The sequence below is a fragment of the Lactovum odontotermitis genome (assembly GCF_054658595.1).
Map to the genome: position 1 here is coordinate 1 of NZ_BAAGGQ010000031.1, position 11,961 is coordinate 11,961.

The 11,961-nt window shown below is 41.5% G+C and carries 7 protein-coding genes; 2 read left to right on the forward strand and 5 right to left on the reverse strand.

Annotation, left to right across the window (positions count from 1 at the left end; all coding sequences use genetic code 11):
• Positions 1–267 precede the first annotated feature (267 nt).
• Together ACYQ2E_RS10835 and ACYQ2E_RS10840 are read left to right on the forward strand one after the other, a co-directional pair.
• The gene (locus ACYQ2E_RS10835) at positions 268–822 is read left to right on the forward strand and encodes a 5-bromo-4-chloroindolyl phosphate hydrolysis family protein (protein WP_460018080.1); all 555 of its coding nucleotides are present in this window, start codon (positions 268–270) and stop codon (positions 820–822) included.
• On the forward strand, positions 822–1,703 hold the full coding sequence (locus ACYQ2E_RS10840; RefSeq protein WP_460018081.1) for a hypothetical protein: 882 nt from the start codon (positions 822–824) through the stop codon (positions 1,701–1,703). The genes ACYQ2E_RS10835 and ACYQ2E_RS10840 overlap by 1 nt, the downstream gene beginning before the upstream one ends.
• A 49-nt stretch (positions 1,704–1,752) precedes the next feature.
• Here ACYQ2E_RS10840 and ACYQ2E_RS10845 read toward each other — a convergent pair whose 3' ends face one another.
• From ACYQ2E_RS10845 to dnaA, 5 genes are all read right to left on the reverse strand, one after another.
• A complete protein-coding gene (locus tag ACYQ2E_RS10845; protein WP_460018082.1) occupies positions 1,753–1,947 on the reverse strand; it encodes a DUF951 domain-containing protein in 195 nt (64 codons plus the stop codon).
• Positions 1,947–5,534, reverse strand: coding sequence for a helicase-exonuclease AddAB subunit AddA (addA, locus tag ACYQ2E_RS10850; RefSeq protein WP_460018083.1), 3,588 nt, complete (start codon positions 5,532–5,534; stop codon positions 1,947–1,949). Before addA ends, ACYQ2E_RS10845 begins: the two co-directional genes overlap by 1 nt.
• Positions 5,527–8,859: a PD-(D/E)XK nuclease family protein gene (locus ACYQ2E_RS10855; RefSeq protein WP_460018084.1), complete on the reverse strand. Its 3,333-nt coding sequence runs from the start codon at positions 8,857–8,859 to the stop codon at positions 5,527–5,529. The genes addA and ACYQ2E_RS10855 overlap by 8 nt, the downstream gene beginning before the upstream one ends.
• A gap of 276 nt (positions 8,860–9,135) precedes the next feature.
• Positions 9,136–10,278 carry a DNA polymerase III subunit beta gene (gene dnaN / locus ACYQ2E_RS10860; RefSeq protein ID WP_460018085.1) on the reverse strand — a complete coding sequence of 381 codons (1,143 nt, stop codon included), beginning with the start codon at positions 10,276–10,278 and terminating at the stop codon, positions 9,136–9,138.
• A 172-nt stretch (positions 10,279–10,450) separates the two neighbouring features.
• Complete coding sequence (gene dnaA, locus ACYQ2E_RS10865; RefSeq protein ID WP_460018086.1) at positions 10,451–11,836, reverse strand: chromosomal replication initiator protein DnaA; 1,386 nt, start codon at positions 11,834–11,836, stop codon at positions 10,451–10,453.
• Between the last annotated feature and the right edge of the window lie 125 nt (positions 11,837–11,961).

Here is an 11,961-nt window from a genome sequence, read left to right on the forward strand (position 1 = left end):
TGTGTAATTTTGTACCCCCTTATAATCATTGACTTCTTAAAATCTACAGCCTTTAATACTAACGAATTTACACCCTCAAAATTTTGAAATAGAAATTACAGATATGTCGCTTTTTTATCTGAAATCGAAAGTTTTTTGGACAATTCAAAAATATTCGTCTGACGTTATCTTAATATTTGTACAAAAAGTATTGCCGTTTTTTCCATTAAATTTATCGCTAGACTTACGTCCATTGACAAATAATCTCTTCAATACTATAATAAAAAAATGTACTACTTTTATTTACTCCTTGTGGTTTTAGCTGTTGCATTATTTGTTGCCAGTTCGAGAGCCATAAAGCTCCGTGGTTTGAAAAATGAACAAAAAGCTTTGGTAAAAAAGTTTAAGAAGATGCACAAGCTCAGTGACAGCGAGCTTGACGTTTTTAAGGCAGCAATGAAAGGAGCTAAGGCTGATATTATAGACATTGAGGATAATTTCTATAAGTCTGACACACTGAAAAAGGATAGTATTCTCCACAATGCACTTGTATCAAGTAAAGTCATTTTTCAGAACCTCTTGATTAACCCTAAAGAGATCGTAGACTTTGGTGATTTTATATACAAAGCACTTCCTTTATTGTCTGACGCAATAAAAGATTATGTAGAAATTGAGGAGAGTGGACTCAGCACAGCTAAAGTCAAGGAAGAACAAACATCAATTCTAGAAGTATTACATGTTTTAAGTAATAGAATCACTGGATACTATGAGAGCTATACACAAGAGCAGGCTGAAGAAAATGAAATTTCGAAGCAGATCATGGAGAAAGGAAGTATTGCTTAATGAAAAAAAAGAAACATAGCTTTTCGGCTGAGTACGATTCACTTTTTGAAAACCCGGTCATAACACCACGTAATCCTTTAAAAATGAGAATCCTGATAACTGTTGGAGTTATTGTTATTGGTCTGGCCGCTGTTGCACCAAGTCTTTTTTCCTACCTCTCTATTCAGACTGCCTCAAGCTTGATGGAACACGCTCAAAAAAAATTAGACGCCCTGGAAAACGACTTACCCTACACTGAAACAAATATCCTTCGAAGCAATGTTTATCTTGATAAAAAACCAAATTACACAAATGCGCAGAATTATCACTTCACGTTATCAGACAGCGGCATAGATTTTGGAAACGGGTATATTTTGAATGTGAAAGATTCACTTGGTCTCAACAGCGAGTACAGCTACCCTGAGTTGAAAGTAAAACCCACACCAGATGACATATACAGTGGAAATGATGACCTGGCACAGTATAGTTTCGAAGACAATGACAGTTATGCCGGATCATTTAATGTGAATTCGGTTTTTATATCTGGAAATTTGATATCTGATTTTGAAATTCAGGTTGATAAAAGCAAAGGATCTTGGGCTAAAGTTTTACAGACTAATACAACTTTACCTGCTGTAAAAACAGGTTATGTCTTCAACTATCGGCCTGCAACCACAAAAGATAACACTGTAGATAGTAAAAATTACTTAACTGTTGATAGATACTGGATTTTTCCAGATGGTGTAGGAATTTATATTTTTGCGAGTGCATTTCCCGATCAAGACCTTGATAAAAAAGAGTTTTCAAAAATTTCATTTGATGAGCAGCTTAATTTAATTAATAAGGCAACAAACAATTCTTTCAGCACCATAATAAATAACTTTGAGCTTGTAAAAAAATAAGCCCCTCAATCGAGAGGGGGGGGGGGGTTATTCTGGGGTGCTGCAGACTTTACAGCACTTTTTTCAGCTTTCTATCAAATTCCCAGCGACTCATCTCAATTTCTCGCTGACAATTTGTACAGCGCAGCTTAATATCTGCACCCACACGCATGATTTCCCAGTGATTCGCATGTTTGCCGGTGGATTTGACTCGGCAGGCATGCGGTTTTTTCATTTCAACAAAATTTCCGACTTCATAAACCATTATATTTTCCTCACTAATACTTTTTCCGGACCGCCAAGCAATATCAGGTATTTCTCGATGATTAGTCCTGGATACGCTTTATTTAGGGCCTCTGCATATAGTTCTTGCTGCTCAACATAGCGTGAACAGATTTCTTCAATTTTAGTCGGGACTGCAAAATAATCAGTTTTATAGTCAAACAGTATTATTTTATTATCAAGCTTGAGGTAGCCGTCAATGATACCGCGGACGACTGTCTGGTCAATGACTTGCCCTTGTTTCTCGATTGTTTTCAGCATTGAAAAGGGCTGCTCAAGTTTCAGTTTATCGGCGTTTTCAATCATTAGCTGGCCGAGCGGAGTATCAAACAGCGTCAAGAATTTTGGAATGTCAATGGCTTCTTTCAGCTCATCCGGCAAATCCATTTCATCTAGTTCACGTTGTAAACTAAACAGGTCCGGCTGTGTAAAGTCAATGTGCTGCATGAAGCTGTGAACCGCTGTACCTCTTTCTGCAGAGCTGTAAACTTTACTGTCAAGTCTGTCAAGTTTGAATTCAAAGTTTTTTTCCGCCACTGCTTCTTCATCAAATTGCCGAATTTGCCGTTCGAGCATACTTGGAGACAGAGTACTTGAAAGTTTTGTTGCATCAATATTGTAGGCGTCATATTCCATGATTTTTTTGGCCTTGACAAAAGCTTGGCCAACTTCTAATGTTTCTTCCCAGCTGGATTGTGCTTCGTGTAAAGCTGACAGAATATCCGGACGGAGTTTGTCAACCTTTACAGTTGAGTTTACACCTTCAAAAATCAGTGATTTTCTTTGCTTGGTTAAAAAGTCTAAGAGACTCAAAATCCAGGTCAAATAACCTTTTGCGGGAAGTTTCTCAAGATTCAATGCGGGCGGATTTTCTACCTCTTCTTCCTTGTTCACTTTACCGACCATGTAAAGTTTTTTCTTCGCACGTGTAAAGGCGACGTAAAGCATACGCATCTCCTCTTCAATGATTTGCCGGGTCTGCTTTTTCTTGTTGACAAGATATGGGATTGTTTCCATTTTTACTAGGGCATGCGGAAATTCTGAACGAATCTTTCCATCTTGTACTAAATCTGCTGTAAATTTGATGCCGGCTCCGAGTTCTTTGTCCAGCAGAATGTCACTTTTGAAATCAAGCGTGCTGAATTTCATCTGGAAATTCATAATGAACACGTAGTCAAATTCCAGTCCTTTGGATTTGTGAATTGTCTGAACGCGCACGGCATTCTGCGGGAGGCGATTATTCACATCCACTAAATCATTTTCCTGCTGCAAGTAGTTGTCAATCATGTCAATGAACTTGACAAGTCCTTTATAACCGTTACTCTCATAAGACAAAGCACGCGAGACAAGTGCCTGTAAATTGGCTTGACGCTGTTCTCCGTTCGGCAGGGCTGATACATATTCGACGTAAAGGCTGTCAAGGTAAATCTGATTCAGGAGTTCGTGAACGGCAGAAGCAGCTGCCATTTTCCGCCATTTCTGGAATGTTTTTTCAAATGCTGTCAACTTACTGTAAAGTTTACTATCAAGCTGTAAAGTCTCAGAATGGGATTTTTCCCAGAAGTTCTCTCCCTTTTGAAGGCTGATTCTGGCCAACTCATCCTCTGTAAAGCCGAATAAAGGAGAGTGTAATGTCGCAACCAGAGAAATGTCAAACAGCGGATTGTTGACAGCTCTGAGCACATCCAGCATCACCTGAATTTCAATTGATTTCAGATAGTTTTCCGGAACATCATCCAGCACAACTGGGATTGCATGAGACTCGAAAACTTGCTTGATTTTTTCATTGTTTGATTTCGTACGGACAAGCAGGGCAATGTTACTCGGGTCAACGCCATTGTTGATTAAGTCAATGATTCTGCCGGCCGCCAGCTCGATTTCGCCGTTTGAGATTTCAGCATTTTCACTGTCACTGGCGTCATTTTCACTCCTGTCAACTTGTCCGTCTGAGCTGTAAAGCAGCAGTTCTGCCGCTGGGGATACGAAGTCAGGCAATTTGTACTCGTCTGTGTATTTTTGCAGTAAATCACCTTCACGGTGCGGAAATACCAGTTTTTCGGACGTGCCATAGCTTGGCATTAATTTTACAAAAACGTCGTTGGTGAAGTCGAGAACTTCCTCGCGGGAGCGGAAATTTTCCTGGAGCAGAAGAAGTCGATTGTTTTCATCGGACTCATCCTGTGGAAAACTGTCATATTTGTGCTGGAAAAGGCTTGGGTCCGCCTGACGGAAGCCGTAAATTGACTGTTTGATGTCGCCGACCATGAACATGTTGTGACCATTCGAGAGCAGCTGGTAGAGCTTTTCTTGAGCCTGGTTGGTGTCCTGGTACTCGTCAATCATGATTTCAGAGAATTTTTCCTGATAAGTCTGACGAATTTCCGGATGTTCACTGGATTCGAGGATTTCGAGCGCAAAATGGAGAATGTCTGAGAACTCGAAGGCCGCGAGCTCACGCTTTTTCGCCATGTAACGGCTGGAAAACTCCAGTACGAAATCACGCAAGTCCGCAAGCATGGACTCTGCCTGGTCATGATAGCTTTCCACCAGCTCAGCAAAGCGCGTTTTTTCGAGAAGAAGCGGGATGGAACCTTGAATTTTCTCGGGTCCCCCGCCCATTGCCTTGTAAAAGCGCTCTGGAACACCAAGCTCTTTCGCCGCTTTACTCGTGAAATTTGCGCCTGTCAACTTGGCATTTTCCTTGAGCCCGTCAATGAGCTCGGAAAAGTTGGAAAAATCCTGGCGGTCAAGCGCTTCGAACAGATAAACTGAAGTTTCAATCCAGAGCCGAATCTTTTCTGCAGTTTTCGCTGTAAAAACAGGTTTTCCGTTTAATTCCGCGTCAACTGTAGATTTAAAGAACTCTGTCAAGTTTTCAAAATCAGTTCTCGCCTGATTGATGCCGAGAAAATCTTCTGATAAGTCACTAAAATGCCTGTATATGTAGGATGCAAACAAGAAGTTCTCGTTCAGCCATTTCTCCACATTTTCTGTAGATTGACAATAGTTGTAAACCTTGTAAACCACATTTTTGAACTTGCTGATGTTACGGTCATTTGAGAAATTCTTGGCAAGTTTTTCGAATCTTTGAGGATTTTCTGCGGACAAGTATTCTTCAACCAAATCATCAAAAATCTGACTTTTGATTAAATCCTGCTCAGCTGAGTCCGTCAAGATGCGGAAATTCGGGTCTAGCTTGACAATGCTGTAAAACTCCTTGACAAACTGATTCGCGAAAGCGTCTGTTGTACCGATGGTTGTCAATGGTAAGTCCTGTAAAGCTTGACTGTAAAGCTGCTTTACAGCGATTGAATTTTCTTCATTACGCAGCTCTTTTTTGATTGCAGATTCAATCCGGTTTTTCAATTCAGCCGCGGCTTTAACTGTAAATGTGGAAATGAACAGTGAAGAGAGCGGCAGGCCTTTTCGAATTTTCTCAATGATTCGATTGGTCATGACAAAAGTTTTACCTGAACCGGCACTTGCAGAAACAAGGACATTTTTAGGCTCAGAGTAATTAATGGCCAGCTGCTGGGAATTTGTCAATTTCAGTTTTATTTTCTCAGCCATTCTGACTCTCCTTTCGCATTTCTTCCAGTACCCTTTCCCACTCATATTTCTGATTTAGCTGAATCGGACTGCCGTCCGGATAAACATTGATTCTGCGTCCTGTATGCCGGGTTGCCTCAAAGCGGCAGATTGACTTAAATGGACAGTAGCGGCAGCCTGTGACGTTGTATTTGTCGTCTTTATCCGTGTAAATCGGGTTGACAGCAAGTTGACGCGACTTGAGACGTGAAATGCCGTCGGTGTACTGTCTCATGGCATAGGCAATGAGCGTGTGAATGTCCGAGTCGGAGAATTGATTACCGGAGCTGTTCCAGCGTGCCTCTGTCAACTGAACAAAACCGTCAAGACTGTCAAGATTAGGCACGGTGTCTGAATTTACGAGACCATTGTACTTCATTTGTTCTAAAAGTTTTCCGTCAATTTCGGACAAATGTCCAATTGTTGACAAATTCAAAGTAGGATTTTGCAGATGTAGATAAAGGGCGCCCCAGACATTGGCATTCTCTGAAAGTGCAGCCAGATAGGTCAGGAGCTGCAAACTCGTCTTGTTTAAGACAGATGTCAAATTGAAGTTATGCCGGCTTGACTTGTAGTCAATTGCGCCGAGCAGATTTGCCAAATGGTCCACACGGTCAATTTTTCCTTTAATATTAAGCCCTTGAATCTCTGAAAAACTCAGCTCTGTCTGATTTTTTTCAACTTCAAACACTTGAATTGACTTCTGAATCATGATTTTTGACTGGTCTAGAATTTCTGCAAGATTTGAATGTGTAAATCTTGACAGGAAATCCCGCTCAAAGACTTTTTGATACTCCGAATCCACGGCTGCTTTTGATGTGGAAAATGCGGCATCAAAACGTGAGGAATCCATGATTGCGCTGGAGCCGTCTTGCAGCAGAAGCTGAAAAATTCTGTGGAAATAGTTACCAATCGTACTTGACTCCAGCGTCACCTCTTCAAGTTCTTGTAAACCAAGCGTCCTGTCTAAAAAGTACTTATATTCACAATTATAAAATTCTTCAAATGAAGAAGAAGAGGCTGTCAACTTACTGTAAACTTTACTTGACACTTCTTCGGAAAGTCCTGCAGATTCAATATCGTGGTTGTCAAGTTGTGTAAAGCTGGCGAACTGCGGGTCTTTTTCAATGAGGTAATTCTTTATTTTCAGCCAGAAATTATCTGAACTTTGTTCAGTTAAATCTAAAGACAAAATTGACCGAATTGTAGATTTCACTGTTCCGATATGAATCAGCCCCTCGTGAATATTTGCACTGTAAACTTTCTTTACAGGCACATGATAGGACTCAAGAAGCTGAAGAAGCGGTGCTGTTTCATTCTCCTGCAGATTGTCAAAAATCTGCGGGCTTGACAGCACAATTTTTTTTGTGGCAGCGTTCAAAAGTGACAAAATTGTAAAGCTGGATTTCGTCAGATTGGTTGATTCCAGTGCTTCAATGAATTTCTCGCCCTGTCCGTTTTCATTGATTAGGGCACGGTCAGTTTCAGTCAGTAAAGTTGTATTCTTTTTGACATGCGGAAAGTTGGAATTTGTCAGGCCGATTGTAAAAACATAGTCATTTTCACGCGGCTGAACGAGTTCGTAATCACGGACTTTTACACAATCTACAGTTGCAGGCACTTGACGATAAGCCGCAGTCTTCACGCCCGAAACGAGAATATCAAAAAATTCGTCCAGCGTAATTTTCTCGCCTGAAAATATCTCCTGAAATTCTGCAAGAGTTTTCTGAAACAATTTCCAGACTTGCTGATGTTTGTCTTTGATATTTTCATCGTCTGTCTTATCATAGAGTTTCTGGAAATTTTCAGGAATATTTCCAGTTTGCAGGAAATTCAGAAATCCTGAGAGAATATTTTCAGCACTTGATTTCTGAATGCTCAAAAACTTGTTCAATGGAGAATTACCTGAAATGAGAAGCTCACGAATTTTTTCAATTTGTGCGGCTTTGTCAAAATAGGAATGTTCGTAACCTGTCGGATTTTCAGGATAATTCACCGCATCAAAAGTACGTGAAAATTTCGTTTTTCCGCGAATTTTGAATTTTTTCAGGTAATATTCAAAGCTGTCAAGATAGTGTAAACTTACATTGATAGTACTGTAAAGATGCGTTCTTAAGAGATTCACAACATCAATCGCCTGATAATTATTTTTCCGGATGGCTTGTAAAGACTCAAGAAGCACAATTAGCGGGTGATTCCGCATTAACTCCTGCTGAGAATAGAAATAAGGAATGTCGTAAAGCTGGAAAATCTGCTTGACAGGCAACTCGTATTTTCCAGAATTTCCAACAAGAACTGTAAAGTTCTTGTAAAGCTGATTTTCTTCTACAATCTTCTGCCGAATCTGTTTAGCGACCATTTCAACTTCGGCATTAACATTCTCAGCCTCCCAGATTTCAATGTTTTCGGTGTTTTCAGGAACTGCTGTAACTGGTTCATCAAATAGAAAGTCATTTTCTTTCTCCCAAATCTTTGTCAACTTAGTGTAAACTTCGTTGACAGCTGGAGTTTCTTCTTCCCTAATCTCCGTTGCATCAAGGCTGTCAATGGTATGAACAGAATCTGAATAGACGCCCAGCACATTTTCATGTTGTTTGACTGCCTGCGGACTTGCGTAGGTGCCAATCAGCACTTCACCGTTTTTATCCAGCGCATTAATCAGCATTTGTTCCTGGGCAGAAAATCGTGTAAAACCAGCAATGATAAAGATTGAAGAGGCAATTTTATCCGTATATTTTCCTGAAATCAGCTCATTGATAAAAAGACTATAGCCGTCTTCAGCGACAAATTTTTCAGCGAGCGCATTTTCAAAAGCCTGCATAATTTTTGCCAGGTCCTGATTTTTCTCATAATCGCCTAAACTTCCTGTAATCAGGTCTTCAGCGGATAAATTTGCGGTTTTCATTTCCGAATGAAGCTGAACCAGCTTTTCGATAAAGCTCTGAGAATCACGCATTTTATCGAAGTATAGGAGTTCACCGTCTGCGAAGCCGCGCAGAATCTTGCGCAAGAGCATGGCCTCTCCAATTGGCGATAATTCGGTCTTCTTAGCAAAGTTTGCTCTATCCTGGAAATAATACGGCAGCTGTTTGAAACGCGTCACCAGGACATCAAAAATCGCTGTCTCGTCATTTTGAGACAGACTCTCTAACAATTTTCTCTGCTCCAAAATTTCCCGCTCTTTTTCGAAAGACAGGGAGCTGGGAACAATGTAAAAAATCCGCTTGTCTTCGCCGCGCAGGCCTTCCAGCTTTTCAGTCAGAATTTTTGTCAAATCCGATGTAATTTCTGTGTAAATTATTTTCATAAATAGAAAACTCAACTTTCGTTGAGTTAATTATAACATTTTAACTGAGTTCAACACGCCTGAAGCTAAAAGATTAGAAAAGCAGGCTGTTGCGGCTTCAGCCGCTTACAGATTGCTTTCCCCACTACTGTGGGATAAATCGGAACCTGCCCTGCGGGCAGAACCGCGATTTCCTATCAGCCCCTACGGGGCTGCTGTCGACTCTCGCTACGGTGCTAAAGCGCCTAGTCGAGTCGCAACTCTTTACGCTTCATAACGGGCGTGTTTCACATCTTACTAATTCGTACGTACCGGTGTAATCAGTTGAATAAAGTTTTCCCCATCCTCTTTCGGCACAAGTGTGAACGGCCGGACGTTCGAGATGAAGAAAATCTTGAACTGCGGCTCTTTCAGTACGCGCAGCGCATCAATCAGGAACTGCGGGTTAAAGCTGATTTCCAGGTCTTGACCCGTTTTTTCAAGGATTGTCAGTTCTTCAAAGGAGGAGCCGACTTCCGGGCTGTTCACGGTGAGGATGAGCTGGTCTTCCTTCACAGAGAATTTCACAGTTCCGCCCTGGACGCTTGTTGTCAGAAGCTTCGCGCGGTTCATGGCATGCAGTGTGTCGGCCACATCGAGCGTCAGACACAAGGTGTAGAGATTTTCCTCCGGAATCAAACGGTCTGTATCGGGATAATTGCCTTCAACTAGGCGGGAATAGAAGTTCACGGTCGCATTTTTGAAGAGAATCTGCGTGGCATTCAGGAAAACTGAAACGTTGTCTTCGTCGTCGGAGAAAACTGTCTTAAACCCGGCAACGGTCTTGTTTGGGACTACCACCTGGAAATCTTCGCCGAAGGACTCAAGGCGGATGCGGCGCTGGCTCATACGATGCGAGTCTGTCGCAACGGCCTGAAGTTTCTGATGTTCAATAAGCTGCAGATGCACACCTGTCAGGATAGGGCGTGATTCTTGCTGGCTCACGGCAAAAGCGGTTTCGTTGAAGAGCTCTTTTAGTTCACCGACTGCGATTTTTGCAAAAGGCTTTGTTGTAATCGGCAGAATCATTGGGTAAAGCTCGATTTGCTGGCCTTTCAAGGTGATTTCTGTTTTGCCGGAGCGAATAACGACTTGGTTGGCGTCGATTTCTTCGAATTCAAAGGTATTCTCAGGCAGCTGAGCAATGACATTCTCAAAGAAAGTTGCTTCCAGCAGAATCCCGCCCTCCTCTTCAATGAGCATTCCGGACTCTTTGTCTTCAGCAGGCAAGAGTTTCTCAATAGAAATTTGACCGTTAGAAGCTGTGAAATGAATGCCATCCTCTGAAACAATGATTTTCATTTTGGATAAAACAGGGATTGCAATCTTGGAGCTGATTGCTTGTTTAGCAATACGCATCGCGGCTAGAAATGCGTTTTTGTTGATGGTGAATTTTATCATATTTACCTTTCTTTGCGAATGCGTCGCTTTTATATATTATATAATAATAAATAGTAATAGTTATAGGACCTGTTCAAAAGTTGAAAATTTTTACAGACGTCTGATTTTCAGAAGGATTTTTAACAAATGCGCCAGTGGAAAAATCTAAAAACTCACTTGAAAAATTGTTGAATCAATTATCTAATTTTCTCTTCAAATTGTCAATATCACGCTGCGTGTCATTGTCGGATTTCATCTTGTCAGTAATGACGCGAACCGCATAGATAACGGTAGTATGGTCGCGTTTACCGAACTCATTGCCAATCGCAGGAAGAGAAGTGCCTAAGAGTTCACGAATCAAATACATGGCGACCTGCCTGGCAAAAGCAATTTCCTTCAGGCGCTTCGGCCCCGTCAAGTCGGACACAGGCAGGTGATAATAGCGGGCGACTTCGTCTTTAATTTTCGTGATGGTCAAATTCGATTTATGCTGGCGGTAGTTGGAAGAACGCATTGTGTCCAATGCTTTTTCAGCAAAAGTGGTGTCAACCACGGCGACTTTCTCCATTTTCGCAGCAAATTCCACCTGGTTCAAAGCCCCCTCTAACTCACGTACATTGGAATTAATCTGACCGGCAATGTAAGAAATAGTTTCATCCGGGAAAACCAGACCAGATTTTTCAGCTTTATTCATCAAAATGGCCATTCGTGTCTCAAAATCAGGCATCGTGATGTTGGTTGTCAAGCCCCAGGAGAAGCGGCTTACCAGACGTTCCTCCAGATTGTCCAGCTCATTCGGCGGGCGGTCAGAAGTCAGGACAATCTGCGCACCCTTTTCATGCAGCTCATTGAATGTGGAGAAAAATTCGTTTTTCGTGCCTTCTTTATCAGAGAAAAATTGGACATCGTCCAGCAGCAGCAGGTCGAGATTCCGGTATTTTGCAACAAAATTTTCCATCTGCTTTTTGCGGCTGGCATTGACATAGTCAGTCACAAAGCCTTCAGAGCTGGTGTAGATAATCCTTGCGCGCGGCCTCTTTTTATGAAATTCATTGCCGATGGCATTGAGCAAATGGGTTTTGCCAAGGCCGGCTCCGCCGAAAATAAAAAGCGGATTGTAGAGATTGCCTGGGTCATCTGTAATCGTAATCGCAGCAGCCAATGTCATGCGATTTTGGTCACCCTCTATGAAATTGTCAAATGTGTATTTCTTTAATAAATTCGATTTGAAGGGAAATGGTGCTGAATCTTCATCGTCACTGTTAGTGGACGAAGATGATGGATTGCTGAGCTTGTTGAGTTCTTTGAAGTCCTTTTCGTTTAATTCATCTTTCGAAAGGAGTTGATAGTTGATAATATCGCCGTAAATTTCAAGGCTGGCCGTGGTGACAAGGTCTTGCTGGCGGCGCCAGTAATCTTTGTGAAAATTGCTGTCGACCAGGACTTTTGCATTGTTTCCGGTCACTGAGATGAGCTGCGCTGGTGCGATTAGATAATCGTAAGTCGTATCTTTCATATTCGACTTGGCAAGCTCCTTGACGCGCTTCCAGAAACGTTTGTCAATATCTTTTAGCGGCATATTCCCTCCTTTCTGTTTTTCATTTGCCAAAATTACTAAATTAAGGATAACATTTTATCTCAAAATTTTCAACATAAAACGTTTTGAAAAATGAAAATAATAAACAGTATAATTAACATGTGGAT

What these genes read in the sequence shown, in the direction of transcription:
- ACYQ2E_RS10835 (WP_460018080.1), top strand. Translation starts at nt 268, where the DNA reads ATGTACTACTTTTATTTACTCCTTGTGGTTTTAGCTGTTGCATTATTT.
- ACYQ2E_RS10840 (WP_460018081.1), top strand. Translation starts at nt 822, where the DNA reads ATGAAAAAAAAGAAACATAGCTTTTCGGCTGAGTACGATTCACTTTTT.
- ACYQ2E_RS10845 (WP_460018082.1), bottom strand. Translation starts at nt 1,947, where the DNA reads ATGGTTTATGAAGTCGGAAATTTTGTTGAAATGAAAAAACCGCATGCC.
- addA (WP_460018083.1), bottom strand. Translation starts at nt 5,534, where the DNA reads ATGGCTGAGAAAATAAAACTGAAATTGACAAATTCCCAGCAGCTGGCC.
- ACYQ2E_RS10855 (WP_460018084.1), bottom strand. Translation starts at nt 8,859, where the DNA reads ATGAAAATAATTTACACAGAAATTACATCGGATTTGACAAAAATTCTG.
- dnaN (WP_460018085.1), bottom strand. Translation starts at nt 10,278, where the DNA reads ATGATAAAATTCACCATCAACAAAAACGCATTTCTAGCCGCGATGCGT.
- dnaA (WP_460018086.1), bottom strand. Translation starts at nt 11,836, where the DNA reads ATGCCGCTAAAAGATATTGACAAACGTTTCTGGAAGCGCGTCAAGGAG.